We start from the raw sequence: 26,093 nt of genomic DNA on the forward strand, positions 1-26,093 counted from the left end.
TGTGTGTATGCCTATGGAAGTCTGGCGGTGAAAACCATCAATGGCCGGTGGGCGGATAGTCGAGTTCGCCCGACTTCATCAGGCCCTGGGCGCGGGCCTGGCGCATTTCGGCGATGACCTGTTCGCGGGTCTTGCCGGCGGCTTCCCGGGCGACGGGCGGATAGTCCAGTTCGCCGCGGGTGATCTGGCCGGCGGCGCGGGCGGCGTCGCGTTCTTCCAGCACCTGCTGGCGCGTCTTGACGGCGTTGTCGGGCACGTCGACGGGATATTGCTGTTCGCCATAGGTGACCAGTCCGGCGGCCTTGGCTTCCATCAGCTCGGCGCGCACTTGCTCGCGGGTCTTGCCCTCGGCGTGGGCGGCGCCGGCGACGAAGGCCAGGCATAGGGTCAGGGCGGAGAGTCTTAGGGTTTGCATGGAAATCCTCTGCGTTGGTTTGCGTGCCGCCATATTGGCGCGAGGCCGCCGGCCGATAAATCCCGCCACGCGCAAGCCAGGATTGCACGCGACGCAACTGCCGCCCGGCGCATGGCGGAAATCCGCCCACACTTGCACGGCGCGCAAGCCAGGGCTGCGCCGCGACCGGTTTTTCCGAAACGCGAGCCTGCCTAGACTTGGGGCTGTTTTCTGCAAGTACGCGATACCCATGTCTTCATTCCCTACTCCTGGCGCGAGGCAAGCATGACCGCCGCGACCGCTCCCTTCCCGCCCCAAGCGCCTGCGGCCGCCGCTCCCCCGGCCGCCGCATTCGGCGCGCGCATCCTGACCGGCCTGGTCGGCGTGCTGCTGGCCGTGATCCTGGCCGGCCTGAACGAAAACGTCACCAAGATGGCGCTGGCCGACATCCGCGGCGCCCTCGGCATCGGCTACGACCAGGGCACCTGGTTCGTCGCCGTCTACGCGGCAGCCTCGGTCTGCGCCATGGCGTTCGCCCCGTGGTGCTCGGTGACGTTCTCGCTGCGTCGCTTCACCACCGCGATGCTGGTCGCCTTCGCCGTCTTCGGCGCGCTCAGCCCGTTCGCGCGCGACTATCCGACCCTGCTCGCATTGCGCACGCTGCAAGGCCTGGCCGGCGGCGCCCTGCCGCCGATGCTGATGACGGTGGCGCTGCGCTTCCTGCCCGCCAACATCAAGCTCTACGGCCTGGGCGGCTATGCCCTGACCGCCACCTTCGCGCCCAGCCTGGGCATTCCGCTGGCCGCGTTCTGCACCGAGACGCTGGGCTGGCGCTGGACCTTCTGGCTGGTGATCCCGCCCGCCGCCGTGGCGGCTGTCATGGTCTGGCGCGGCCTGCCGCAGGACCCGCTCAAGCTGGAGCGCTTGCGCGTGTTCGACTGGCGCGGCCTGCTGCTGGGCGCCCCCGCGCTGGCCATGCTGGTCATCGGCCTGCTGCAGGGCGAGCGCCTGGACTGGCTCAACTCGCCGCTGATCCGCATGCTGCTGGGCGGCGGCGGCGCGCTGATGGCCCTGTTCCTGCTGAACGAGTGGTTCCACCCGCTGCCGTTCTTCAAGATCCAGCTGCTGCGCAACCGCAACCTCAGCCACTCGCTGCTCACGCTGGGCGGCGTGCTGGTGGTGCTGCTGGGCGTGATCCTGATCCCTTCGAGCTTCCTGGCGCAGCTGCGCGGCTACCGGCCGCTGGAAACCGCGCCGGTGCTGCTGGCCATGGGCCTGCCCCAGCTGATCGCGCTGCCACTGGTGGCCGCGCTGTGCAACCTGCGCCGGGTCGACTGCCGCTGGGTGCTGGCCGCCGGCCTGGGCCTGCTGGCGCTGTCATGCGCGCTGGGCTCGCAGCTGACGCCGGCCTGGTCGCGCGAGCAGTTCTACGCGCTGGAGGCCGTGCAGATCTTCGCCCAGCCCATGGCGGTCATTCCGCTGCTGATGCTGGCCACCGGCGGCCTGGCGCCGCAAGACGGGCCGTTCGCCTCGGCCTGGTTCAACACCATCAAGGGTTTCGCCGCGGTGGCGGCCACCGGCCTGCTGGACGCGCTGACGACCTGGCGCCGCCATCACCACAGCCACATGCTGGCCGACCAGCTCGGCAGCTTTCCGCTGAGCGCGGATGGAGAAAGCGCGGCCACGCTGGCGCGCCGCGTGCAGGAGCAGGCCACGGCGCTCACGTCCGCCGACCTGTACCTGTGCATGGCCGCCGTGGCCCTGCTGCTCATCCTGCTCATCCCCTTCGTCGCGACGCGCATCTATCCTCCGCGCGCGGCGGCCTGATCATCGAGAACATCATGACTTATTCCACAATCCGTCCTCATCTTCCCCGCGCCGCGCTGGCCGGCGCGCTCGGCCTGCTCGCCTACACCGGCTGGGCCTGGTCGGGCACGTCGCCGACCGAATCCACCGACGACGCCGCCGTCGTCGCCGACCACACCGTGGTCGCGCCCCAGGTATCCGGCTTCATCCAGGAAGTGCTGGCGGAAGACAACCAGAGCGTCGCCGCCGGCCAGCTGCTGGCCCGCATCGACGACCGCGAGTACGTGGCCGCCCTGGCCGCGGCCCGCGCCGACCTGGCCGTGGCCTCGGCCCAGCTCGTCAACGCCAGCGCCACGCTGGAACGCCATCAGGCGGTGATCAGCCAGGCGCTGGCGGTCACGCGGGCCGACGCCGCCGACCTGCGCTTCGCCGAGAGCGAAGTCCAGCGCCACCGCAACCTGGCGAGCGAGGGCGCCGGCACGCGCCAGGCCTATGAGCAGGCCCGCAGCCGCCTGGACATGACCCAGGCGCGCCAGGCCGAGCACCAGGCCACCCTCCAGGCCACGCGCAAGCAGCAGGACGTGCTGGCCGCGCAGCACGAGGCGGCCCGGGCCGGCGTGCTGCGCGCGCAGGCGCTGGTCGACCGCGCCGAACTCAACCTGTCCCACACCCGCATCATTTCGCCGGTCGACGGCGTGGTCGGACGCCGCGCGCTGCGCGTGGGCGCCTACGTCGCCCCCGGCACGCCGATCCTGGCCGTGGTGCCGCTGCAGCAGGCCTACGTAGTGGCGAACTTCCGCGAAAAGCAGCTGACCCACATGCGACCCGGCCAGCCCGCGACCGTCACCGTGGATGCCTATCCCGACCTGCGGCTTCGCGGCACCGTGCAGAGCATCGCGCCCGCCACCGGCCTGAGCCTGTCGCCGGTCGCGCCCAGCAACGCCACGGGCAACTTCACCAAGATCGCGCAGCGCCTGCCGGTCAAGATCGTGCTCGACGCCACGCCTGCCGGCGCGCCGCCGCTGCGCGCCGGCATGTCGGTCGAGGCCGTGGTCGAGACCATGCCCCTGCTCGCGGAGGCCACGAAATGAGCCTGTTGAAAATACCGCGCCTGGTCCTGACCTCGGCGCTGTTGAGCCTGGGCGGCTGCGCCGTGGGACCGGACTTCCAGGCGCCTCAGGCGCAACTGCCGACGCAATGGCGCGATGCCGGCACGGGCGGCCCGGCCAGCGCGCCGGTGGCCCAGCCGGTCAATGACGCCTGGTGGGACAGCTTCGGCGACCCTGAACTCAGCGCGCTGGTGGCCGAGGCCAGCGCCGCCAATCCCGACATCCTGATCGCCTACGAGCGGCTGCGGCAAAGCCGCGCGGCGCTGCGCGTGACCGAGGCCGACGGCTTGCCCAAGCTGGGCGCGAACGCCTCCTACCGGCGCGGCCAGAACAGCGAGGCCGGGCTGTCCGATCCGTCCGGACGCGGCGGCAAGTCCTCGTTCAACCTGTGGCAAACCGGCGTCGATGCCAGCTGGGAACTGGACCTGTGGGGCCGCGTGCGGCGCGAGGTCGAACAGGCCGGCGCGCTGTCGCAGGCCGCGCTGGAAGCGCAGCGCGGCGTCATGCTGTCGGTGCGCGCGGAAACCGCCAGCCACTACATCCGGCTGCGCGGCGCCCAGAACCAGCTGGCGGTGCTGCGCCAGACGCTGGACAACGCCAATCGCAATCTCGCGCTCACGCGGCTGCGGCAACGCGAAGGCGTGGCGACCGAGCTGGATGTGTCCCAGGCGGATGCCCAGGCCGCCGCCATCGAGGCGGCCGTGCCGCCGCTGGCGCTGCGCGTGGACCAGCTGATGAACGCCCTGGCGCTGTTGCTGGACCAGCCGCCGCACGCGCTGCACGCGCGGCTGGAAACGCTGGCGCCCATCCCTGGCGGTCCGGTGCGGGTGCCGGTGGGCCTGCCCAGCGAGCTGGCCGAGCGGCGTCCTGACATCCGCCAGGCTCAGGCCCGCCTGCATGCCGCGGTGGCCGCGATCGGCGTGGCCGAGGGCGATTTCTATCCGCGCATCACCCTGTCGGGCAACATCGGGCTGCAGGCGCTGCAACTGGGCAAGCTGGACACCGACCGCGCCGGCATCTTCGGCGTGGGCCCGGCGCTGCAGATCCCTCTCTTCGAGGGCGGCAGGCTGCGCGGCCGGCTGCGGCTGCGCGAGGCGCAGGCCCAAGAGGCAGCGCTGGCATTCCAGAAAACCGTGCTCGGCGCCTGGCACGATGTCGACAACGCCATGACGGCCTATCGTAGCCAGCAGCAGGCGCGGACCAGCCTGGAACGCGCGTCGGCCAGCGCGCGCCAGGCGCTGCTGCATGCCCAGCGCCGCTATGCCGAGGGCGCGTCGGACTTCGTCAATGTGCTCAGCGCGCAGAACGCGGTGCTGGCGAACGACCAGTCACGCGTGGCCACCGAGGCAGCGGTATCGCTGGCGCTGGTGGACCTGTATCGGGCGCTGGGCGGCGGCTGGCAATAGGCTCAGCGAGACGCCCGCGCCGGCGCGGCATGCGCGCCGGCCGAGAACGAGCCGATCTGGATGGCGCGGCCGGCGTACAGTCCGGCGGCGGCCATCGCCCCGCAGGCCGCCGCGCACAGCGCCAGCGCCGCGCTCCAGCCGCCCAGCGCGTCATGGAGCGCGCCGATCAGCAGCGGCCCCGAGGCGGCCAGCAGATAGCCCACGAACTGCGCCATGCCCGACAGCGACGCCGCCTGCTGCGCATGGCGCGCCCGCAACCCGACGAAGGCCAGTCCCAGGATGATGCCCGCGCCCATGCCCAGGCCCATCAGCACGATCCACAGGCTGGCCCAGCCCGGCGCGACGATCAGGCCGATCATCGCCACGCAGGACGCGCCCGCCGCGCCGGCCGCCACGGCGCGCTGGTCCTTCATCCTGTGCACGGCCGGCGCCAGGAACAGCGCCGGCCCCGCCGACATCAGCTGCAGCAGGCCATGCAGCGAGCCGGCCTGCTCCGCCGTGTAGCCGGCATCCTGCAGGATCGCCGGCAGCCAGCTCACCATCACATAGAACACGAAGGAATTGATGCCCAGGAACAGCGTCACCTGCCAGGCCAGCGCGCTGCCCCACAGCCGCTCGCCGTGCGGCGCGTGCGCCGTGACGGACGCGGGCCGGGTGCGGCGGGACAACTGCGGCAGCCACAGCAATGCGCCCAGCGCCGGCACCGCCAGCAGGCACAGCGCCGAAAAGCGCCACGTCGCGTCGGACAGCGCGGCCAGCGGAATCGCCACGGCCGAGGCCGCGCCCGCGATCACGCTCATGGTCAGCACATAGGCCGAGGTCAGCCCGGCCACGCGCCGCGGAAAATCGCGCTTGACCAGGCTGGGCAGCAGCACATTGCCCAGCGCGATGCCCGCGCCGATGACGACGGTGCCGGCGTAGAGCGCGGCCTCGGATCCGAGGGAACGGCCGACGATGCCGGCGGCGATCAGCAGCAGCGCGCCGAACAGCGTGCGCTCCAGCCCGTAGCGGCGCGCCAGGCCGGCGGCGGCCAGCGAGCCGGCGGCGAAGGCCAGCAGGGGCAAGGTGATCAGCATGCCGGCGGCGGTGGAGCTGAGACCCAGCTGCGCGCGGATCATGCCGATCAGCGGCGCCACGCCGGTCACGGGCGCGCGCAGCGCCATGGCGATGCAGAGAATGCCGGCGACCAGCAGCACGGGACGGCTGAGGACGCGGGCGTCGGAAGAGGAAACAGACATCGGACACCTGGAAGTTGCGGCGGGCGCCGGCGATTGGCCGGCAGGCCCGGAATCCACAGCTTAGCGACGCGGCCGCTTGCTGAATTTCGAGACAATGACAAAATATACGCAAATCCGGCCAAACCAGCCCGCAGCCTTCTTCCGCCAGCCGCTTGCACGCCATGTACCCGCCCGTCTCCGATCCTTCAGGCCTGGACGCCGACCGGCCCGGCCAATGGACCTACGCCATGCGCGTGGACACCGCCGCCCGGGCCCACGAATCGCCCACGCACCAGCACCGCATGAGCCAACTGGTGCTGTGCCTGGAAGGCGGCGTGACCTGCACGGTGCCGCAGGGCATCTGGATGGTGCCGCCGCGCTGCGCCGTCTGGATTCCCGGCGGCGTGCCGCATTGCAATCACGTCACGCGCAACGGCCAGGTCAACTTCCTGTTCGTGCCCGCCGAGGCGCCCGGCATGCCGGCCACCTGCCAGACGCTGGGCGTGACGCCGCTGGTGCGCGAAATGGTGGTCCATCTGGCGGCGCTGTCGGCCGAGGACAGCGCGGCGCCCGGCAACCGCCGGCTGGCCGATGTGCTGGTCGAACAGCTGGCGCGGCTGGAACCGGAACCGCTGCACCTGCCCCTGCCCGCCCACCCGCGCCTGCGCGAGATCGCCGACGCGCTGGCGGCGCGGCCCGACGACCGCGCCACCCTGGCCGACTGGGGCCGGCGCGTGGCGATGAGCGAACGCACGCTGGCGCGGCTGGTGCGCCAGGAAGTCGGCATGAGCTTCGGCCGCTGGCGCCAGCGCCTGCATATCATCCTGGCGCTGCAATGGTTGTCGGAGGGCTTGTCCGTGCAACGCAGCGCCGACCAGCTGGGCTATGAATCGGTGAGCGCCTTCATCACCATGTTCCGCAAGGCGCTGGGCACCACGCCCGCCCGCTACTTCGCCCCGGCGACGATGAACAGGCGCGGGAACGGCAGCAGCACGGTGCCGTCCGACATGGCCGGATAGGCGCGTTCGATGCGCGCCTGGTATTCGGCCAGGAAGGCCTGTTGCTCCGCCGGGTCCAGCGGCCCCAGGTAGGGCCTGAGCGCCGTGCTGGTGAACCATTGCACCACCGCCGCCGCGCCGGCCAGGGGATGGTGATAGATGGTGCGCCACACATCGAGCCGGCCGCAGACCGGCTTGAGCAATTCGTAGTACCAGGCGGCGCTGTGGCGCGGCGGGTGCTTGACCGCGCCGATCCTGGCGGCCCAGGGACCGTCCGCCGCGACCTCGCGCGCCAGCCGGTGCGCCGGCTCTTCCATGTTGTCCGGGGTCTGCACCGCCAGGCTGCCGCCCGGCGCCAGCTTGCCCACCAGGCGCGGATAGAGTTCCTCGTGCCCCGGCACCCATTGCAGGGAGGCGTTCGCCAGGATCACGTCGTAGCCTCCCGGCGGATTCCAGGCGGCGATGTCCGACAGCTCGAAGGCCAGGCCGGGCAGGCGCTTGCGCGCCGCGTCGATCATGTCCTGCGAATTGTCCGTGCCGCTGATCGCGGCGTCCGGATAGCGCGCGGCCAGCACCTCGGTGGAGTTGCCCGGGCCGCAGCCCAGGTCCACGGCCCGCGCCACGCGCTCATTGGGCAGGGCGGCGACCAGGTCGCGCACCGGGCGGGTGCGTTCGTTCTCGAAGGCGGAATACTGCTTGGCTGACCAGTTCATGGCGGCTCCGGAATGGTGTCTGCGTGCCCTGCGCACTCTACGCCCGCAACGCCCGCGCCACAAATACCCGGATCGCGCCTCATCCATATCAGCCGCGTATGGCGCGCCCGCCATGCCACAATGCGCCCACGCCCACACCGGAATCCCGCATGACCGCGCTGGTACTCCTGCCCGGCATGGACGGCACGGGCGATCTGTTCGCGCCCTTGCTGCCCGCGCTGCCTCCCGCCTTGCGGACCATTGTCGTCCGCTACCCCTGCGACCGGCCGCTAGGCTATGCCGAGCTGGAGGCGCACGCGCGGCGCGCGCTACCCAGGGACCAGCCTTTCGTGCTGCTGGGCGAATCGTTCTCCGGCCCCATCGCCGCGGCCATCGCCGCCGATCCGCCGCCCGGCTTGCGCGGGCTGATCCTGTGCGCGACCTTCCTGCGCAATCCCCGGCCGGAACTGGGCTACGCCCGATTCCTGGCCGGCCTGCTCCCGGTATCGCTGCTGCCCGGCGCCCTGCTCGTCCGCATGCTGCTGGGACCGCGCGCCGATCCCGGCCTGCGGACCCAGCTGCTGGACGCGGTGTCGCGGGTCGAGTATCGGGTCATGCGCGCGCGGCTGCGGGCCGTGATGGACGTGGATGCCGGCCCCCGCATGAGCGGCGTGACGCTGCCGGTGCTGTACCTGCGCGCGCGCGACGATCGCGTAGTGCCGCGCCGGGCGGGGGACCATGTCATGGCCATGATCCCGCAGGCGCGACGGGTCGAGATCGCCGCGCCGCACTGCCTGCTGCAAACCGCGCCGCAAGAAGCGGCGCGGGCCATCATGGACTTCATCGGGCCGACGGCCCCTTGAGGGGCCGCCGGTCCTCGCGGCATCAGCCCGCCTGCAACGCCGCCTTGCGCGTCTTCCACAGCGAGAACAGCACGCCGCCCAGGATCAGGCCGAAGGTCACGCTCAGCGACAGGGCCGCCGGCACCTTGCCGACGAAGCCGACCAGGAAAATCTTGCCGCCGATGAACACCAGCACCAGGGCCAGCGCGTACTTCAGGTAGTGGAAGCGGTGGATCATCGCCGCCAGCGCGAAGTACAGCGCGCGCAGGCCCAGGATCGCAAAGATGTTGCTGGTGTAGACGATGAACGGATCGGTGGTGATGGCGAAGATCGCCGGCACCGAATCCACCGCGAACAGCAGGTCCACGAATTCGATCAGCACCAGGGCCAGCAGCAGCGGGGTGGCCCAGCGCACCTTGCGCGACGTGGCCGGATCGTTCTCGTAGACCCAGAACGCATTGCCGCGCAGGCCGTCCGTCACGCGCATGCGGCGCTTGAGGAACTTCAGGATCGGATTGCTGGCGATGTCCGGCTCCTGGTCGGCGATCAGCCACATCTTGATGCCGGTGAACACCAGGAACGCGCCGAACAGGTACAGCAGCCAGCCGAAGTTGCTGACCAGGGCCGCGCCCAGGCCGATCATGATGGCGCGCAGCACGATCACGCCCAGGATGCCCCAGAACAGCACGCGGTGCTGATACTGGCGCGGGATCGCGAAGAAGCTGAAGATCAGCGCGATAACGAAGACGTTGTCCATGGACAGCGACTTCTCGATCATGAAGCCGGTGTAGTAGGCCATGCCGCTGGCCGCGCCCATCTGCCACCACACCCAGGCGCCGAAGATCAGCGCGGCGGTGATGTAGCCGGCCGAGAGCAGCAGGCTTTCGCGCACGCCGATCTCGCGTTCGTCACGGTGCAGCACGCCCAGGTCGAAGGCCAGCAGCGTCACGACGATGCCCAGGAAGAGCAGCCAGCTCCAGGCTGGCGTGCCGAGGAAGTCGGCATTGAAGAAGGTCAGCAGGGTTTCCATGTGTATTCCGCTTGGGTCTGAAATCTAAGATCCGAAGGCGCTCATGATCCGGATTCGGGCCTGCTTGAGAAATCAGCCGGAAATTGAGTTAAGGTTCGGAAAAATCGAAGTATCGAAAGACCGGATCCGTCCCCATGCTGAACTACCGCCACCTGTACTACTTCTGGATGGTCGCCAAGGAAGGCGGCTTTTCCCGCGCCGCCGAACGGCTGGACATGGCCATCCAGACCATCAGCGCCCAGGTGCGCGAGCTGGAGCGCAACCTGGGGCACCAGCTGCTCAAGCCGGCCGGACGCGGCGTGGCCCTGACCGACGCCGGCCAGGCGGCCTTCGCCCGCGCCGAGGAAATTTTCCAGATCGGCCAGGGCCTGGCGCAGGAAGTGCGCACCGCCGCCACCAAGCCGGTGATCCGGCTGTCCGTGGGCCTGTCCGACGGCATTTCCAAGCTGGCCGCGCACGCGCTGCTCGGCCCGGTGCTGGACACGCCAGACCTGCGGCTGACCTGCCACGAAGGCGAGTTCGAGGAACTGCTGGGCGAACTGGCGCAGCATCACCTGGATCTGGTGCTGGCCGGCCAGGGCGCGCCGGCCAACCCCAACCTGCGCCTGACCAGCGACCGGCTGGTGTCCTCGCCGGTGGACTGGTATGGCCCCTCGCGCCTGCTGCGGCGCGCCGACGTACAGGCCTTTCCGCAATCGCTGGAGCGCCTGCCCGTGCTGCTGCCCACCGGCCACTCGGTGCTGCGCCAGACCCTGGACCGCTGGTTCCGCGAGCAGGGTATCCATCCCAACGTGGTCGGGGAATTCGAGGACAGCGCGCTGATGTCGGTGTTCGCCGCGCGCGGCCTGGGCGTGTTTCCGCTCAGCCGGCTGGGCGGCGACGACATCGGCCTGCTGCGCGGCCTGCGGCCGCTGGCCCGCTGCGACGCGGTCCACGAGGAGATCCACGCCATCCGCAATCGCCGGGGACAGAACCATCCCCTGGTGCGACGCATCCTGGAACAGGCCAAGACTTCGGTTTTTTCTTAACGTTTGTCACATTGTCGCTGGTTTTTCAGAAATAGAATCGGCTCTATCCTGGTGGCTTTTCCGCACTCTGGAGTACCGCTTTCATGAAGAAAATCATCTGGATCGCTTTCGCCGCGCTGGCCGCGCTGTGGACCGGATTCGTCGCCCTGACCCTGCAGCTGGCCAACTGGGTGCTGTCGCTGATCGCCGGCTCGCAGGTGCCGGGCGCCGCCGCGCTGGGCACCGCGCAATGGAATCCACCGGCCTGGGCCGCGCCCTGGGTCGATCCGTCCTGGCTGAAGGGCCTGCAGGAATCGCTGGTGTGGGCCGTGCAGGGCCTGAACCAGATCCTGCCCGCGGCCGGCGGCCTGGGCACCTGGATCTCGGTGCTGGGCTGGATCTTCTGGGGCTTCATCATGGCCGCGCTGCTGGTGCTGGCGCTGATCCTGCACTGGCTGGCCGGCAAGCGCCAGCAGGCCGACCAGGCCGGCGGCCAGGTGGTGGGATAATGCCCTGGCTTGCGGTCGCCCTCCGCCGGCGCGGGCACGCGCTGGCAGCGGGCCGCAAGCGCTGAATTCAGCCACACGGGGAACGGATCATGGATGCGGAAGATGCCATCAGGAATTTTGTCGAAGGCAGGATCGACCTGGGCGCAGCGCTGACCATCACCCAAGTCGCCTGAGGAGGAGCCCGTGAACACGACACCCGCCCGCCTATGCCTGCTGGCCACGGCGCTGGCCGCCGGTCCCGCGTCGGCCCTGAGCATCGCCCCCGCCTATGGCGTCATCGTCTGCACCGTGGCCGGCACCTCCGGCCAATACAGCGTGCGCGTGCAAAATACCGGCGCCGTGCCGCTGGCGCGCGCCGACGTGACCGGCGTGCGCCTGGACGCCGGCGGGCATGCGGCCGGCGAGATCGAGGTCAGCCTCACCGACATCGCTCCCGGGAAATATGAAACCGCCGTCCTGGCCCGCCACGGCGAATCGGCCGCGCTGGTCAGCATCGCCACATACCAATCGATGAACGACCAGCTGGTCCGCGAAGAGGAGCTGTACGCCGGCAAGGTGGCGCACGTGTCGCCCGGATCGGCGCTGCAATACACGCTGGCGCCGCTGGCGACGCGCGGCTGGACGGTCGCCTATGGCACCGCGCAATCGCCGACGCTGAAAACCGGCGCCGCCGTGCTGCTGGCCTACCCGGCGCGCAGCGGCAAGAAGATGGAATCCAGCCCGCAGGCGGGGCGCACGCCGACCCGCGTGGAGCCGCTGAACCCCTGCCCGGGACCGCGCCGTCGCTGAATCGGCCCGCTCAGGCGCCAGCCAGCAGGTCGCGCTCGTTCAGCAGCGCATAGACGATTTCAGGGCGGGTATCGAAGCTGCGGCGGATCGCCGCTGGAATCGCCGAGCGCGTCTTGCGGCACAGGCCAGGCTGCTCGTCCAGCTGGATGAAGATGCCGCGCGTGGTGCGCACCTCGTTGTCGCTGGGCAGGATCCGGACCACGATACCCAGCTGCGCCCGCAAGCGTTCCTGCATGCCGCGCAGGTCGGCCAGGCTGGCCAGGTTTTCCAGCCGCGTGATCAGGCGCTTTTCCTCTTCCCTGGTGAGCCGCAGCACGCGGATGTCGGCGGCGGGATCGGCCAATAGCCTGTCGCGGTCGCACACACAGGCGCCCGGCGGGCATTCTTGGCGGATCGGAAACGGGAGATTCATGGCGGGCGCGGGCGGTCTGGCCGGTATCGGCCATTCTACTCACGATCGTCGCGTCGGCCCGGCGGCGCGGCCCCGGTAATACCCGTAAGGCCGGCGCGCCGCTGCTGCATAATGCAGGCCATCCGACCGACACGGGAGCAAGACCTTGAAGCGCACCCTTCTGGCCACCGCCATCCTCGTCCTGCTCCTGCCCGGCGCATACGCCGGCGCGCGCGATCACGCGTACCAGATCAAGCCCGGCCTGACGGCGGTCGTCACCGTGTCGGGGCAGGACCGGCACACAGTCTCGGCGCGCGTGGGCAAGGGCCCCGTCCAGCAACTGGCCGTCATGGACGACGAAGCAGTGGATGTGTTCGAAACGCCCGACATCGACCACGATGGTTACGCCGACCTGGCCATCGGCCAATCCGGCGGCGGCACGCAGGCACGCATGCGCCTGTTCCTGTATCGCCCGAACGAGGGACGCTACCAGGAGATCCGCCATCCCGCTCCCGAGGCCAGCCCCTGCCACGGCTTCGTCAACCCGGTCTTCGACGCCGGCAAGCCCGCCTTCTCCACGGGTTGCCGATACAGCGCCGACAGCCAGGGAGAGGAAAGCTACACCGTGCGCCCCGACGGCACGGCCGTTCCCGTGTCCTGGAGCACGCAGGTCTGGTTCCCGCAGGCTAGCGCGAAGGTCGACGCCCAGTACGAGTTCCACGGCGACGGCACGGTGGCCCGAATCCTGCTGGAAGGCGAAGGCTCGCCGTTCGACGGCGGCGACAACGTGGCGCCCTTCGACCGCGTCGATCTCTATGACGCGCCCGATATCAAGAACGGCCCTTCGACGCAGCTGCGCTCAGGCGAGCGGTATAACGTGGTGGCGCTGCGACCGGCGGGCTGGCTGCAGGTGCGCCTGCCCGGGCAGAAGGACGCCGCGACGCTCAAGTGGCTGCGCTACGTCGATCTGGTCATCGACAGGCACGGTCGCGCGGCGCCCGCGCAGGAAGCCGCCCCGGCGCCGGATCGGCAGGCACGCTGAGTTGAAATCCTTCCGACGACGCCTCGCGCGCGGCCTGGCTGTCCTGGCCGCGTTCGTCGTGCTGGCCGCCTCGATCCTGGCCGCCGTCGGCCTGCTGGCGCCAGCCGGTCCCGCAGACGTGGCCGTGGTGCTGGGCAATACGGTCGCGCCCGACGGCCGGCCCTCGCCACGCCTGGCCGCGCGCCTGGACCGCGCCTATGACTGCTACGCCGCCGCGCAATGCCGCATCCTGTTCGTCAGCGGCGGCGTGGACGCGGCCGGCGCCGACGAAGCCGCCGTGATGCGCGACTACCTGATCGGCCGCGGCGTGCCCGCCGACCGCATTGTGGCGGACAGCGCCGGAGTCGATACCTGGGCCACGGCCCGCCACGCCAGCGCCTACATGCGCGAGCATGGCTATGTCCGCGCGCTGGCCGTGACGCAGTATTTCCATGTGCCGCGCACCATGCTGGCGCTCAGGCGCCACGGCATCCTGCAAGTGGGCGGCGCGCATCCGGCCTATGCCGAGCCGCGCGACCTGTATTCGCTGCTGCGCGAGCTGGCCGCCGTCGCCTTCTATGCCGCGCGGCCGCTATAGTGGCGCATTCCCCAACGACAGAGCGCTGCCGTGCTGATCTTCCACAACCCCGTCCATCACCGCCACGCCGGCCGCCAGGAAATGTTCCGAGGCAAGCTGGTGCCCTGCCATGAATCGCCCGCGCGTCTGGAGTACGTGCTGCAGGCCCTGCGCCAGCGCGGCATCGGCGAACTGCGCGCGCCCGCACCCGCCGACATGGCGCTGCTGGGGCGCGTGCACAGCCCTCGCTACCTGGATTTCCTGCAAGGCGCGTGGCAGGAGTGGATCGCGCTGGATCCGGCCAACGCCGAGCTCGACGTGCTGCCGTCCGTCTGGCCGGTGCGGGGTTTCCGCCATGACGTGACGCCCGCCAACTTCGCCGCGCGCGCCGGCCTGTATTCGTTCGACAGCGGCTCGCCGCTGACGGCCGGCACCTGGGACGCCGCGCTGGCCGGCGCGGCCTGCGCCATCGACGCGGCGCGTGCCGTGGGCGGCGCGGGCGGCCCGCGCGCGGCCATGGCGCTAACGCGTCCGCCCGGCCATCACGCCGGCCCGGACTTCTTCGGCGGCTACTGCTTCCTGAACAACGCGGCCCTGGCCGCGCAGGCGCTGCGCGAGGCCGGCGCCGCGCGCGTCGCCGTGCTGGACATCGATTACCACCACGGCAACGGCACCCAGACCATCTTCTATGAGCGCGGCGACGTGCTGACCGTGTCGGTGCACGGCGATCCGCTCACCGAGTATCCGTTCTTCCTGGGACACGCCGACGAACGCGGCGCGGGCGCCGGCGACGGCTGCAACCTGAACCTGCCGCTGGCCGCCGGCACCGGCTACGCCGGCTGGCGCGAGGCGCTGCGCGCCGGCATGCGCGCGGTACAGGACTTCCGCGCCGACGCGCTGGTGATCGCGCTGGGCGTGGACACCTTCGAAGGCGATCCGATCTCGAAGTTCAAGCTGGCCAGCGCCGACTACCTGCAGGTCGGCCGCGACCTGGCGAGCCTGGGGCTGCCGGCCGTCTTCACGATGGAGGGCGGCTATGCGGTGGAAGCAGTCGGCACCAACGTCGCCAACGTCCTGGAAGGCTACGGGGGATAGTTCCCCCATAGCGCCGCGCGCGGCATGCGACAAGCCATTCAGTCGCGCGTGTCTTCCAGCGCCTTGTTGACGCGCAGCGCCAGCAGGGTGCAAGCCACGCCGGACAGCAGATACACGCTGACCGCCACCAGCCCGAAGCGCGCCGACAGGCCCAGCGCGACCAGCGGCGCGAAAGCCGCGCCGAACAGCCAGGCCATGTCGGACGTCAGCGCCGCGCCGGTGTAGCGGAAGCGGCGCGTGAAGTTCGCCGTGACCGTGCCCGAGGCCTGCCCATAGGACAGGCCCAGCAGCGCGAAACCGATCAGGATGAAGGCGTCCTGCGACTTCGGACCGCCGCCCAGCAGCCAGGGCGATACCAGCGCGAACACGCCGATGGCCGCGGCGAACAGGCCCAACGTGGTGCGCCGGCCGATGCGGTCGGCGATCCAGCCGGACACCATCGTGCCCAGGATGGCAACCGCCGCGCCCACGATCTGCACGATCAGCACATCGGATATCTGCTGCGTGCCGCTGACCGCGATCCACGACAGCGGGAACACCGTGACCAGATGGAACAGCGCGTAGCTGGCCAGGGCCGCGAAGGCGCCTAGGAACAGGTTGTAGCCCTGGTCGCGCACGATCTCGACGATGGCGATGGGTTCGAGCTCGCCCTCTTCGAGCAACTGCGTGTATTCCTCGGTCACGACCAGGCGCAACCGCGCGAACAGCGCCACCACGTTGATGGCGAAGGCCACGAAGAAGGGATAGCGCCAGCCCCATTCCAGGAAGTCGGCCTGCGTCAGCGTCAGGTGCAGGAACAGGAACAGCGCGCTGGCGACCATGAAGCCGATGGGCGCGCCCAGCTGGCCCAGCATCGCGTACCAGCCGCGGCGCTGCGGCGGCGCGTTCAACGCCAGCAGCGACGGCAGGCCGTCCCAGGAGCCGCCCAGCGCCAGGCCCTGCAGGCATCGGAACACCGCCAGCAGCGTGATGGCGTGCATGCCGATCACGTCGTAGCCCGGCAGGAAGGCCATGCCCACGGTGGCCGTGCCCAGCAGGAACAGCGCGGCGGTGAGCTTGGTCGCGCGCCCCCAGCGGCGCTGGATGGCCATGGACAGCGCGGTGCCGATGGGCCGCGCGATGAAGGCGAAGCTGAAGATGACGAAGGACCAGAGCGTGCCCTCGAGCGCCGGCTCGAACGGGAAGAACACGCTGGGAAAGACCAGCACGCAGGCGATGCCGAAGACGAAGAAGTCGAAGTATTCGGAGGTGCGCCCGACGATGACCCCTACCGCGATCTCGCCTGGCGCCACCTTGGCGTGGCCGCCGTGTCCGGCCGCGCCCGGCTCGGGAACGGCGGGGGCATGACCGGGATATCGCGTGGTGGTCGCCATGTGATTGCTCGCTGAAAGGAGGGTTGTAATACGCCTGGCCTACGCTCTTGCAACACATCCGCATGCGGCACCCCCTATGCCCGGCAAGCCGCGCCCGCAAAGGGCCTTGGCGCGGCGCGGCATGTTGGGTCCCGCATACTTTTGCTCTTTTTACCCTAGATTTTTGGCGGCTTCCAGCGTAGTGTTCGGTTTAGCTCCCACGGTTACGTTTCGGGGTATGGCCATGCTGTCTCTCCCAAGGCTTTGCGGATGGATGTTGATTGCCGCCCTGCCATTGCTCTCCGGATGCAATGCGGTACTGCTCTCGCCCTCCGGCGACGTGGCCCTGCAGCAGCGCAACCTGATCATCATCTCCACCGTGCTGATGCTGCTGATCATCGTGCCGGTGATCCTGCTCACCTTCCTGTTCGCGTGGCGCTACCGCGCCAACAACAAGGCCGCGCACTACGATCCCGAATGGAACCACTCCACCGTGCTGGAGCTGCTGATCTGGGCCGCGCCGCTGCTCATCATCATCGCGCTGGGCGCGCTGACCTGGGTCAGCACCCACCAGCTCGATCCCTACCGTCCGCTGGCGCGCCTGTCCGAGGGCCGCGAAGTGCCGCCCGGCACCAAGCCGCTGGTGGTGGAAGTGGTGGCGCTGGACTGGAAGTGGCTGTTCCTCTATCCCGAGCAGGGCGTCGCCGCCGTCAATGAAATGGCCGCGCCGGTGGATCGCCCGATCCAGTTCAAGATCACCTCGTCATCGGTGATGAATTCCTTCTTCGTGCCGGCGCTGGCCGGCCAGATCTACGCCATGCCCGGCATGCAGACCACGCTGCACGCGGTCATCAACCATCCCGGCGAATACGAGGGCCTGTCGGCCAACTACAGCGGCGCGGGATTCTCCGGCATGCGCTTCCGCTTCCACGGCGTGGACCAGGCCGGCTTCGACCGCTGGATCGCCGGCGCGCGCGCCTCGGGCGCCACGCTGGACCGCGCGGCCTACCTTAAGCTCGAACAGCCCAGCGAGCGCAACCCCGTCCAGCAATACGCCAGCGTCGCGCCCGGCCTGTTCGACGCCATCGTCAATCGTTGCGTGGAAACCAACCGCATGTGCATGAAGGACGCCATGGCCATCGACGCCCGAGGCGGCATGGGCCTGCCCGGCGCGCGCAACCTGGCCAGCCTGGACGCCGCCACGCGCGAGCGCATCGGGCTGGACGGGCCGCCCAGGCAGTACGTGGGCGCCATGTGCACCTCGGCCTCGGAACTGGCCATGTAGCCGCCCGCGCGCCCGCCGCCAGGCACGGCGGCGCGGCGCAACCCCGGTCTTCTATCCAGGAATCAAGATGACGGATCAAACAGACCTCGCCAAGCTGATCTTCGGCCGCCTGACCTGGGACGCCATTCCCCTGCACGAGCCCATCCTGATCGCCACCTTCGCCATGGTGGCGCTGGGCGGCATCGCGCTGCTGGGCGCGATCACCTACTACGGCAAATGGGGCTACCTGTGGCGCGAGTGGTTCACCAGCATCGACCACAAGAAGATCGGGATCATGTACATGATCCTGGGCATCATCATGCTGCTGCGCGGCTTCGCCGACGCCATCATGATGCGGCTGCAGCAGGCCATCGCCTTCGGCGATTCCACCGGCTACCTGCCGCCGCACCACTATGACCAGATCTTCACCGCTCACGGCGTGATCATGATCTTCTTCGTGGCCATGCCGCTGGTCACGGGCCTGATGAACTACATCGTGCCGCTGCAGATCGGCGCGCGCGACGTGGCCTTTCCTTTCCTGAACAACTTCAGCTTCTGGATGACCACCGGCGGCGCCGTGCTGGTGATGATGTCGCTGTTCGTGGGCGAATTCGCGCGCACCGGCTGGCTGGCGTATCCGCCGCTGTCCGGCATCCTGCACAGTCCGGACGCGGGGGTGGACTATTACATCTGGGCCTTGCAGATCGCGGGGGTGGGAACATTGCTGTCCGGCGTGAACCTGCTGGTGACCATCGTGAAGATGCGCGCGCCCGGCATGTCCATGATGCGCATGCCGGTGTTCACCTGGACGTCGCTGTGCACCAACGTGCTGATCGTGGCGGCCTTCCCCGTGCTGACCGCGGTGCTGGCGCTGCTGTCGATGGACCGCTACGTGGGCACCAACTTCTTCACGGCGGACTTCGGCGGCAACCCGATGATGTACGTGAACCTGATCTGGATCTGGGGCCACCCCGAGGTCTACATCCTGATCCTGCCTGCCTTCGGCATCTTTTCCGAGGTCGTGTCCACCTACTGCGGCAAGCGCCTGTTCGGCTATGCGTCCATGGTGTACGCCACGGTCGTGATCACGGTGCTGTCCTACCTGGTCTGGCTGCACCACTTCTTCACCATGGGGTCCGGGGCGAGCGTGAACTCGTTCTTCGGGATCACCACGATGATCATCTCGATCCCGACGGGCGCCAAGATCTTCAACTGGCTGTTCACCATGTACCGCGGCCGCATCCGCTTCGAGGTGCCGATGCTGTGGACCATGGGCTTCATCGTCACCTTCGTGATCGGCGGCATGACCGGCGTGCTGCTGGCGGTGCCGCCAGCCGACTTCGTGCTGCACAACAGCCTGTTCCTGATCGCGCACTTCCACAACGTCATCATCGGCGGCGTACTGTTCGGGCTGATGGCCGGCATCACCTACTGGTTCCCCAAGGCCTTCGGCTACAAGCTCGATCCGTTCTGGGGCAAATGCTCGTTCTGGTTCTGGCTGGTGGGCTTCTACTTCGCCTTCATGCCGCTGTACGTGCTGGGGCTGATGGGCGTGACGCGGCGCGTCAGCCACTTCGAGGACGCCTCGCTGCAGATCTGGTTCCAGGTCGCCGCCTTCGGAGCGCTGCTGATCGCGCTGGGCATCGCCAGCTTCCTGATCCAGCTGGTGGTCAGCTACCGCCGCCGCGACGCGCTGCGCGACGACAGCGGCGATCCCTGGGACGGCCGCACGCTGGAATGGTCCACGTCCTCGCCGCCGCCCGTCTACAACTTCGCCTTCACGCCGCGCGTGCACGACCAGGACGCCTGGTGGCAGATGAAGCAGCACGGTTACCAGCGGCCGACGTCCGGCTTCATTCCGATCCACATGCCGAAGAACACCTGGGCCGGCATCGTGCTGGCGGGGTTGAGCGTGGTGATGGGCTTCGCGCTGATCTGGCACATGTGGCCGCTGACGGTGCTGAGCTTCGCCGCGCTGATCATCGTGGCCATCGTCCATACCTTCAACTACAAGCGCGACTACTACGTGCCGGCCGATGAGGTCGTGCGCAGCGAAGACGCCCGTACCCGACTGCTGAGCAACCATGGCTGAAACCCTGTCCCCGCCCCTGCCCGGCCATCATGTGCCGCCCCCGCAGCCGGAGCGACTGAGCTTCCACGTGCCCGGCGAGCACCACCCGAAGAACGGCACGCTGCTGGGCTTCTGGGTGTACCTGATGAGCGACTGCCTCATCTTCGCCTGCCTGTTCGCCACCTACGGGGTGCTGGGCCGCAACTATGCGGCGGGCCCGTCCGGCGCCGACCTGTTCGACCTGCCGCTGGTGGCGGTGAACACGGCGCTGCTGCTGCTCTCGTCCATCACCTACGGCTTCGCCATGCTGGAGATGCGCCGCAACCGGGTCGGCGCCACCCAGGGCTGGCTGGCCATCACCGGACTGCTGGGCCTGGGCTTCCTGTCGCTGGAAATCTATGAGTTCGCCCACCTGATCCACATCGGCGCCGGGCCGCAGCGCAGCGCCTTCCTGTCTTCCTTCTTCACGCTGGTCGGCACCCACGGGCTGCACGTCACCTTCGGCATCGTCTGGCTGGTGACGCTGATGCTGCAAGTGCGCCGGCACGGCCTGATCCCCGAGAACCGCCGCCGGCTGATGTGCCTGTCGATGTTCTGGCACTTCCTGGACCTGATCTGGGTGGGCGTGTTCACCTTCGTGTACCTGATGGGAGTGCTGCCATGAACGCGCACAGCGGCCACGCCGGCCACGATCACGACCACGGCCATCACGACGAGGACGAGGGCGGCCACGGCACCTTGAAGGGCTACGTCACCGGCTTCGTGCTGGCGGCCATCCTGACCGCGATCCCGTTCTGGCTGGTCATGGGCAAGGTGTTCCCCAGCTCGCGCACGACGGCGCTGGTGATACTGGCCTTCGCGGCGGTGCAGATCGTGGTCCACATCGTCTACTTCCTGCACCTGGACGCCCGCTCGGAAAGCGGCTGGAACATGTTGGCGTTAATATTCACGCTGGTCCTGGTGGTGATCACGCTCAGCGGATCCATCTGGATCATGTACCACCTGAATTCCAACATGATGCCCGTGTCGACCCACGACATGCGGAATATGCCCTGATGGCGGCTAGAAGTTGATGGCGGCAGTAAAAAATCCCACCGGCGATACCCCCCGAAATCCCCGCAGCGCGACGACCCTGGTCATCCTGGGCCTGGTCGCGCTCGCCCTGTTCCTGGGCCTGTTGCGCCTGGGCACCTGGCAGGTCGAGCGCCTGGCCTGGAAGCGCGACCTGATCTCCAAGGTCGACGCGCGGGCCCATGCTGCGCCCGTGCCCGCGCCGCGAGCGGCAGAATGGCCGGCGCTGACCCCGGACAACGCCGAGTACCGGCGCGTGTCGGCGTCGGGCAGCTACCTGTACGACAAGCAGACGCTGGTGCAGGCGGCCACGGAGCTGGGCAGCGGCTACTGGGTCATGACCCCGCTGCGGCTGGACAGCGGCGACATCGTGCTGGTCAACCGGGGCTTCGTGCTGCCCGAGTGGCGCAAGACGGCGGCGGCCTCGGCGCCGCCCGCCCCGGCAACGGCCAGCGTGACCGGCCTGCTGCGCATGGGCGAGTCCGGCAAGGGCTTCCTGCGCAACAACGACCCGGCCGCCAACCTCTGGTATGGCCGCGACCTGCCGGCCATCGCCGCCGCGCGCGGCCTGGACAAGATCGCTCCTTACTTCATCGACGCCGACCCGGACGGCGCCGCGCGCGATCCCAAGACCGCGCCGGTGGGCGGGCTGACGGTGCTGAGCTTCCCCAACAATCACCTGGTCTATGCCATCACCTGGTACGGGCTGGCGCTGATGCTGCTGGTGGGCGTGGCCCTGGTCGTGCGCGAAGAGCGGCGGGCGCGCCAGCGGCGCTGATCCCTGCCTTTTCCGCGCTTTCCTCAGGGGCAATAGGGCTGCGCCGGCGGCAACCGGCGCGGCGTGCCGGCCGCAGCGGCCTCGGCCTGCTCCGTCGACTGGCGCCACAGCCGCGCCGGCGATTCGCCGTAGACCCGCCTGTGCATGGCAATGAAGGCGCTGTCGCTGGCATAGCCCATTGCATGCGCCACCGAGGTCACCGATTCCCCTTCGGCCAGCCGGGCGCGGGCCAACAGCAGCCGGCATTGCGTGCGCCAGCGCGTGAACGACAGCCCTGTTTCGGCGATGAACAGACGCGCCAGCGTCCGTCCGCTGGCGCCGACCCGGTTGCCCCATTCCTCTATCGACAGGCCGCAGGCCGGATTCTTCAGCAGTTCGGCCGCGATGGGGCGCAGCCTGCGGTCGGACGGCATCGGCAAGGGCATGGGCCGTGACGGCGCCGCCGCGAACTCGTCAAGCAGCGTGTCCACGATACGCGCCCGGGCGGCGTCCAGCGACGCGTCGGCGGGCCAGGCCACGATGCGCAGGATCAGCTCGCGCCACAGCGGATTGACGTCCAGCACGCAGGGCTGCGCCGGCAGGCCCGGATAGGCGTTCGGATCGAAAAACAGGCTGCGAAAAGCGTAGCCGCCCGGAATCGTCACGCGGTGCGCACAGCCGCCGGGCAGCCAGGCCGCCTGCAACGGCGCCAGCTCGCCGACACGGTCGGCCAGGAACAAGGTCATGCTGCCCCGCGCCTGGAACAACAACTGTCCGCGCCGGTGGCTGTGCCAGTCCGAGGCATGCGCGCGGCCGTCCACGCCCAGCCCGACCACCGGGCAGGCGGCCTGGTCGGGATCGATCACGGCATCGTAGGCGTAAATCGGCATTGTCCGATTCCCTATGTTTTTTGACTCAACATCGTGATTTTGCGTGCGGCGGGCTGACTACGCTAGGGGCTTTTTGAGTTGCGCATCATGAAGGCCCCTCTTTCCCTCCGCCCCGACGGCCTGCCGCCGGCCGCCCTGCTCATCGCCCTGCTGGCCCTGCCACAAGCGGCGGAAACCATCCTCGCGCCCGCGCTGCCCGACCTGGCGCGCCACTGGCGGCTGGACGCGGCCCTGACGCAGTCCGTCATGGGCATCTACTTCCTGGGCTTCGCCGTCGGCGTGCTGCTGTGGGGCTGGCTGTGCGACGCCTGGGGCCGGCGGCCGGCGCTGCTGGCCGGCCTGTGCACGGGACTGGCGGGCACGCTGTGCGCCGCCTGGGCGCCGGGATTCGAGGCGCTGCTGGCCGGGCGCTTCATCCAGGCGCTGGGACTGGCCACCTGCTCCATCACCACGCAGACCATGCTGCGCGACCGCCTGCAGGGCGAGGCGCTGACCCGCTGCTTCATCATGCTGGGCGCCTTGCTGTCCTGGTCGCCAGCGCTGGGGCCGCTGGCGGGCCAGCTGCTGGCGGACCAGGCGGGCTTTCGCGGCGTGCTGGGTGGCATCGCGGCGCTGGCCGGCCTGCTGCTGGCAGCCGGATGGGCCCGGGTCGGCGAAACGCGGACCGCGCCGGCGGCGCCCCAGCCCATGCGCCGGCTGGCGGGCCGCATGCTGCGCGACGGCGAACTGCTCTGCACGGCCGTGCTGGTGGCCGGCCTGAACCTGCTGGCCTTCTCGTTCTATGCGGCCGGCCCCTTCATGACGGGGCCGCTGCCGTGGCTGGGGTTCGGCTGGATCGGCATGGCCGTGGCGCTGGCCGGCACCCTCGGTGCACTGTGGAACCGGCGCCTGCCGGCCTCGCAAGGCCCCGCGCGGCGGGTGGCGCTGGGCCTGCGCTGCGTGGCGGCCGGCGTGGCGGCGCAAGGACTGGCGATCTGGCTCGCGCCCATGCCCGGCGTCTGGTGGGCCATGGCCGCGCTGCCCATCTTCGCGGGCTACGGCCTGGCCATCCCCAACCTGCTGGGGCCGGCGCTACGGCGCTACGGCGACTGCCTGGGCCGGGCCGGCGCGCTGTTCAGCCTGGGCTACTACAGCCTGCTTGGGTTGCTGCTGGCGGCGACGTCGTGGCTGCCGTTCGGCTCGCCCGTGCCGCTGGCGCTGGCCTGGGCGGGCGTGGCGCTGGCCCTGGCGGGCCTGCACCGGCTGCGCGGCAAATTGTCGTGAGTCCGCTTCGCGCCGACACGCTCGCCGTCGGCGCGCCCAGTCCGCGCAATCCCTTCAGCGCGCCCCGACGGCGCGCAGCATGTCGACGATGGCGTCCTGGCCGCGCTCGCGGGCATGCCACAGGGGGCTGCGCCCGTCCGCGTCCGCCACGTCCGCATCGGTTCCGAAGGACAGCAGTTCCAGCACGGTCGCCTGGTATTTCGGCCCGCCGTCGCCCAGGATGATGGCCTCCAGCAGCGCGGTCCAGCCCAGCTTGTTGACGTGGTTGGGATCGACGCCGGCGCGCAGCAGCAGGCGCGCGGTTTCGGCCAGGCCGCGCTCGCAGGCGGGGATCAGCGCGGTGCCGCCATAACGGTTGGTGCTGCGGATATCGGCGCCATGGCGCAGTGTCAGCGTCAGGATCTCGTTGTAGCCCCGCGCGCCGGCGTACAGGTAGGCGCTGTCCTCGATGCGGTTCTTGGCGTTGACGTCGGCGCCCGCTTTCATCAGGACCGAGGCCGCCACTTCGTGGTTGCCCAGCGTGGCGCGCAGCAGGGGCGTATTGCCGTCCTCGTCGCGCGCTTCCAGCGGCGCGCCGTCGGCCAGCAGGGCCTTGATCCGCAGCACGTCGCCCTCGCCGGCGGCCTTCAACAGTTCGGCGCCGGCGTCGCCCTGCGCGGCGGCGACGCCTTCGGCGACCACGAGCAGCGCGGCGGCCAGGAATGTACGCCAGGAACGAATGATGGACATGCGCGGAATCTCCTTTCTGGTGTTGCGTCGTCCCGCGATTATGCCGTGCACGACGGCGCCAGCCCCGCCGGGCTGCCCGCGCCGCGTTTGGCGAATGGCGCGGATCGCTGCAGAATCGCGGGATCCGCTTTTATCCGCCCCCCGCCATGGACACTTTCAACTACATGCGCGCCTTCCGGCGCATCGTGGAACTGGGCAGCCTTGCCAAGGCTGCCGAGGACCTGGACATGTCGTCCGCGGGCCTCAGCAAGCAGCTGCGGGCCCTGGAATCCCATCTGGGCGCGGTGCTGATCCAGCGCACCACCCGCAAGATGAGCCTGACCGATACCGGCACGGCCTACTACGCGGAGTGCTGCCGGCTGCTGGACGAGCTGGACGCGCTGGAAAAATCCGTGCGCCGGCAGTCCCAGCGCGTCTCGGGCAGGCTGCGCGTGAACGCGCCGCTGTCCTTCGCGCTGAGCGTGCTGTCGCCGCTGCTGGCGCGCTTCCTGCGGCAGTACCCGGAGCTGCGTCTGGACCTGTCGATGGAAGACCGTCTGGTCGATGCCGTGGGCCAGGGCTTCGACGTATCGATCCGGCTGCGCGCGCAGCTGGACGATTCCACCCTGATCGCGCGCCGGCTGGTATCGCTGACGCAGGTGCTGTGCGCCGCGCCGTCCTATCTGCAAGCGCACGGCCATCCTCGCGACGCGGACGCGTTGCGCGGGCATGCGATCCTGAGCTACAGCCTGGCGGACGGCGCCGCCTCGGTCGAGGAATCCGGACAGGCCCCGGACGCGGCGGCCGGCCAGAACCTCGTCCAGGTCAACAACAGCCTGATGCTGCGCGACCTGCTGGTCGCCGGTCTGGGCATCGGCGCGCTGCCCTCGTTCCTGGCCGACCCGGCCATCGCCGAGGGCCGCCTGGCGCGCGTGCTGCCGGACCTGCCGGCCGCGCCCCGGCACGTCTACGCGGTCTATCCCACCAGCCGCCACCTGCAGCCCAAGGTCAAGGCCTTCGTGGACTTCCTGGCCGAGCACCTGCCCGCCACCCTGTCCGGCGATTCTTGACGCCCAGCGAATAGAGTCGCAACCGCCATGGGCTTACTGCCGCGCCTGGCGGTCCGTAAGCTGGCGTCCATTGAAACCGCAAGGACGCCAACATGAATCCCACCCCCGCTTCCGCCCCGCTGACCGTGGACTTCTTCCACGACGTGGTCTGCAGCTGGTGCTATGTGATGTCTCCCCGGCTGCGCCAGGTGGCCGCCGAACTGGGTATCCAGGTGCGCCAGCGCAGCTTCGTGCTGCAGGACAACCGCGAGCAGATGATCCAGGTCTTCGGCTCGATGGCGCGCGCCAAGAGCGTGATCCTGGGCCATTGGGAAACCTGCCTCGGCCATGAGGACCGGCCCCGCATCGATGTCGAAGGCATGCGCGCCGAGAACTTCGAATACCCCAGCGGCCTGGCCGCCACGCTGGCCTGCCAGGCCGCCCATCTGGTCGCGGGCGACGCCGGCCACTGGGACATGTTCGACGCGATCCAGGATGCGCATCTGAGCCAGCACCGCAACATCGGCGATATCGACGTGCTGCTGGACATCGCGGTGGCCCTGGGCCATGACCGCGCCGCCTTCGCCGAACGCATGCAGGGCCCGGAAGCGCGCCAGCGCGTGCAGGCCGACCGCGACGCCGCCATGCGCCTGGGCATCCGTTCCATTCCCACGCTGATCGTCGGCGCCGACCTGGCCCGGCTGCAGACCACGCCGCTGGCCGCGCTGCGCCAGCGCCTGCAACCGCTGGCCTCGGCCCAGGCCTGAGCCCGATCCTCCCGCCCC

The 26,093-nt window shown here is 69.6% G+C and carries 27 protein-coding genes; 19 read left to right on the forward strand and 8 right to left on the reverse strand.

Features of this window, described 5'->3' with window-relative positions:
• Positions 1-37: 37 nt before the first annotated feature.
• Positions 38-415 carry a DUF4148 domain-containing protein gene (locus AC6LJ9_RS13960; RefSeq protein WP_103276021.1) on the reverse strand — a complete coding sequence of 126 codons (378 nt, stop codon included), beginning with the start codon at positions 413-415 and terminating at the stop codon, positions 38-40.
• 264 nt (positions 416-679) lie between these two features.
• Here AC6LJ9_RS13960 and AC6LJ9_RS13965 point away from each other — a divergent pair, with 264 nt between their 5' ends.
• From AC6LJ9_RS13965 to AC6LJ9_RS13975, 3 genes are read left to right on the forward strand one after another with little or no spacing between them, the layout of a single operon-like run.
• Positions 680-2,221, forward strand: a complete 1,542-nt coding sequence (locus AC6LJ9_RS13965; protein WP_392410956.1) for an MFS transporter — start codon at positions 680-682, stop codon at positions 2,219-2,221.
• 14 nt (positions 2,222-2,235) lie between these two features.
• Positions 2,236-3,291: an HlyD family secretion protein gene (locus AC6LJ9_RS13970; RefSeq protein ID WP_498148013.1), complete on the forward strand. Its 1,056-nt coding sequence runs from the start codon at positions 2,236-2,238 to the stop codon at positions 3,289-3,291.
• On the forward strand, positions 3,288-4,715 hold the full coding sequence (locus tag AC6LJ9_RS13975) for an efflux transporter outer membrane subunit (RefSeq protein WP_498148014.1): 1,428 nt from the start codon (positions 3,288-3,290) through the stop codon (positions 4,713-4,715). Before AC6LJ9_RS13970 ends, AC6LJ9_RS13975 begins: the two co-directional genes overlap by 4 nt.
• A gap of 2 nt (positions 4,716-4,717) precedes the next feature.
• Here AC6LJ9_RS13975 and AC6LJ9_RS13980 read toward each other — a convergent pair whose 3' ends face one another.
• Positions 4,718-5,953, reverse strand: coding sequence for an MFS transporter (locus tag AC6LJ9_RS13980; protein WP_498148015.1), 1,236 nt, complete (start codon positions 5,951-5,953; stop codon positions 4,718-4,720).
• Between the two features lie 161 nt (positions 5,954-6,114).
• On the opposite strand from AC6LJ9_RS13980, the gene AC6LJ9_RS13985 reads away from it, so the two are divergent.
• Entirely contained in the window at positions 6,115-6,951 is an 837-nt protein-coding gene (locus tag AC6LJ9_RS13985) for an AraC family transcriptional regulator (protein ID WP_498148016.1), read from the forward strand.
• Here the strand turns inward: AC6LJ9_RS13985 and tam are convergent.
• Positions 6,879-7,643: a trans-aconitate 2-methyltransferase gene (tam, locus tag AC6LJ9_RS13990; protein ID WP_498148017.1), complete on the reverse strand. Its 765-nt coding sequence runs from the start codon at positions 7,641-7,643 to the stop codon at positions 6,879-6,881. The two genes, AC6LJ9_RS13985 and tam, sit on opposite strands and share 73 nt — an antisense overlap.
• Before the next feature lie 149 nt (positions 7,644-7,792).
• Here tam and AC6LJ9_RS13995 point away from each other — a divergent pair, with 149 nt between their 5' ends.
• A complete protein-coding gene (locus AC6LJ9_RS13995) occupies positions 7,793-8,485 on the forward strand; it encodes an alpha/beta fold hydrolase (protein WP_498148018.1) in 693 nt (230 codons plus the stop codon).
• A gap of 22 nt (positions 8,486-8,507) precedes the next feature.
• Here the strand turns inward: AC6LJ9_RS13995 and AC6LJ9_RS14000 are convergent, their stop codons facing one another.
• Positions 8,508-9,494: a TerC family protein gene (locus AC6LJ9_RS14000; RefSeq protein WP_498148019.1), complete on the reverse strand. Its 987-nt coding sequence runs from the start codon at positions 9,492-9,494 to the stop codon at positions 8,508-8,510.
• A gap of 134 nt (positions 9,495-9,628) precedes the next feature.
• Between AC6LJ9_RS14000 and AC6LJ9_RS14005 the strand changes: the two genes are divergently transcribed.
• The 3 genes from AC6LJ9_RS14005 (at position 9,629) to AC6LJ9_RS14015 (ending at position 11,799) form a co-directional block, all read left to right on the forward strand.
• Positions 9,629-10,522 (forward strand): LysR substrate-binding domain-containing protein, encoded by an 894-nt coding sequence (locus AC6LJ9_RS14005; protein WP_103276029.1) that lies wholly within the window; start codon positions 9,629-9,631, stop codon positions 10,520-10,522.
• A gap of 83 nt (positions 10,523-10,605) precedes the next feature.
• Positions 10,606-11,010 (forward strand): hypothetical protein, encoded by a 405-nt coding sequence (locus AC6LJ9_RS14010; protein WP_498148020.1) that lies wholly within the window; start codon positions 10,606-10,608, stop codon positions 11,008-11,010.
• Between the two features lie 183 nt (positions 11,011-11,193).
• Positions 11,194-11,799: a hypothetical protein gene (locus AC6LJ9_RS14015; protein ID WP_498148021.1), complete on the forward strand. Its 606-nt coding sequence runs from the start codon at positions 11,194-11,196 to the stop codon at positions 11,797-11,799.
• Positions 11,800-11,809: 10 nt separating this feature from the next.
• Here AC6LJ9_RS14015 and AC6LJ9_RS14020 read toward each other — a convergent pair whose 3' ends face one another.
• Positions 11,810-12,211: a hypothetical protein gene (locus AC6LJ9_RS14020; protein ID WP_498148022.1), complete on the reverse strand. Its 402-nt coding sequence runs from the start codon at positions 12,209-12,211 to the stop codon at positions 11,810-11,812.
• Between the two features lie 145 nt (positions 12,212-12,356).
• Between AC6LJ9_RS14020 and AC6LJ9_RS14025 the strand changes: the two genes are divergently transcribed.
• The 3 genes from AC6LJ9_RS14025 to AC6LJ9_RS14035 are packed head-to-tail and all read left to right on the forward strand — an operon-like array spanning position 12,357 to position 14,883.
• Entirely contained in the window at positions 12,357-13,232 is an 876-nt protein-coding gene (locus tag AC6LJ9_RS14025) for a hypothetical protein (protein ID WP_498148023.1), read from the forward strand.
• A gap of 1 nt (position 13,233) precedes the next feature.
• The gene (locus AC6LJ9_RS14030) at positions 13,234-13,809 is read left to right on the forward strand and encodes a SanA/YdcF family protein (RefSeq protein WP_498148024.1); all 576 of its coding nucleotides are present in this window, start codon (positions 13,234-13,236) and stop codon (positions 13,807-13,809) included.
• A 30-nt stretch (positions 13,810-13,839) separates the two neighbouring features.
• Positions 13,840-14,883, forward strand: coding sequence for a histone deacetylase family protein (locus AC6LJ9_RS14035; RefSeq protein WP_498148025.1), 1,044 nt, complete (start codon positions 13,840-13,842; stop codon positions 14,881-14,883).
• 38 nt (positions 14,884-14,921) lie between these two features.
• Here AC6LJ9_RS14035 and AC6LJ9_RS14040 read toward each other — a convergent pair whose 3' ends face one another.
• Positions 14,922-16,256, reverse strand: a complete 1,335-nt coding sequence (locus tag AC6LJ9_RS14040) for an MFS transporter (protein WP_212316758.1) — start codon at positions 16,254-16,256, stop codon at positions 14,922-14,924.
• A gap of 253 nt (positions 16,257-16,509) precedes the next feature.
• Between AC6LJ9_RS14040 and cyoA the strand changes: the two genes are divergently transcribed.
• The 5 genes from cyoA (at position 16,510) to AC6LJ9_RS14065 (ending at position 21,419) form a co-directional block, all read left to right on the forward strand.
• A complete protein-coding gene (gene cyoA / locus AC6LJ9_RS14045; RefSeq protein ID WP_498148026.1) occupies positions 16,510-17,520 on the forward strand; it encodes a ubiquinol oxidase subunit II in 1,011 nt (336 codons plus the stop codon).
• 67 nt (positions 17,521-17,587) lie between these two features.
• Positions 17,588-19,591 (forward strand): cytochrome o ubiquinol oxidase subunit I, encoded by a 2,004-nt coding sequence (gene cyoB, locus AC6LJ9_RS14050; RefSeq protein ID WP_498148027.1) that lies wholly within the window; start codon positions 17,588-17,590, stop codon positions 19,589-19,591.
• Positions 19,584-20,234: a cytochrome o ubiquinol oxidase subunit III gene (gene cyoC / locus AC6LJ9_RS14055; protein WP_498148028.1), complete on the forward strand. Its 651-nt coding sequence runs from the start codon at positions 19,584-19,586 to the stop codon at positions 20,232-20,234. The genes cyoB and cyoC overlap by 8 nt, the downstream gene beginning before the upstream one ends.
• Complete coding sequence (cyoD, locus tag AC6LJ9_RS14060; protein ID WP_103276038.1) at positions 20,231-20,626, forward strand: cytochrome o ubiquinol oxidase subunit IV; 396 nt, start codon at positions 20,231-20,233, stop codon at positions 20,624-20,626. Before cyoC ends, cyoD begins: the two co-directional genes overlap by 4 nt.
• A gap of 16 nt (positions 20,627-20,642) precedes the next feature.
• Positions 20,643-21,419: an SURF1 family protein gene (locus AC6LJ9_RS14065; protein WP_498148029.1), complete on the forward strand. Its 777-nt coding sequence runs from the start codon at positions 20,643-20,645 to the stop codon at positions 21,417-21,419.
• A 23-nt stretch (positions 21,420-21,442) separates the two neighbouring features.
• On the opposite strand, the gene AC6LJ9_RS14070 is transcribed toward AC6LJ9_RS14065, so the two are convergent.
• Positions 21,443-22,288 carry an AraC family transcriptional regulator gene (locus AC6LJ9_RS14070; RefSeq protein WP_498148030.1) on the reverse strand — a complete coding sequence of 282 codons (846 nt, stop codon included), beginning with the start codon at positions 22,286-22,288 and terminating at the stop codon, positions 21,443-21,445.
• Positions 22,289-22,375: 87 nt separating this feature from the next.
• Between AC6LJ9_RS14070 and AC6LJ9_RS14075 the strand changes: the two genes are divergently transcribed.
• Entirely contained in the window at positions 22,376-23,551 is a 1,176-nt protein-coding gene (locus AC6LJ9_RS14075) for an MFS transporter (RefSeq protein ID WP_498148031.1), read from the forward strand.
• Positions 23,552-23,605: 54 nt separating this feature from the next.
• Here the strand turns inward: AC6LJ9_RS14075 and AC6LJ9_RS14080 are convergent, their stop codons facing one another.
• Positions 23,606-24,280, reverse strand: a complete 675-nt coding sequence (locus tag AC6LJ9_RS14080; RefSeq protein ID WP_498148032.1) for an ankyrin repeat domain-containing protein — start codon at positions 24,278-24,280, stop codon at positions 23,606-23,608.
• Between the two features lie 146 nt (positions 24,281-24,426).
• Between AC6LJ9_RS14080 and AC6LJ9_RS14085 the strand changes: the two genes are divergently transcribed.
• Entirely contained in the window at positions 24,427-25,329 is a 903-nt protein-coding gene (locus AC6LJ9_RS14085) for a LysR family transcriptional regulator (RefSeq protein ID WP_498148033.1), read from the forward strand.
• 92 nt (positions 25,330-25,421) lie between these two features.
• Complete coding sequence (locus AC6LJ9_RS14090) at positions 25,422-26,075, forward strand: DsbA family oxidoreductase (RefSeq protein ID WP_498148034.1); 654 nt, start codon at positions 25,422-25,424, stop codon at positions 26,073-26,075.
• The last annotated feature ends 18 nt before the right edge of the window (positions 26,076-26,093 follow it).

The organism is Achromobacter sp. 1011811831, from assembly GCF_059760905.1.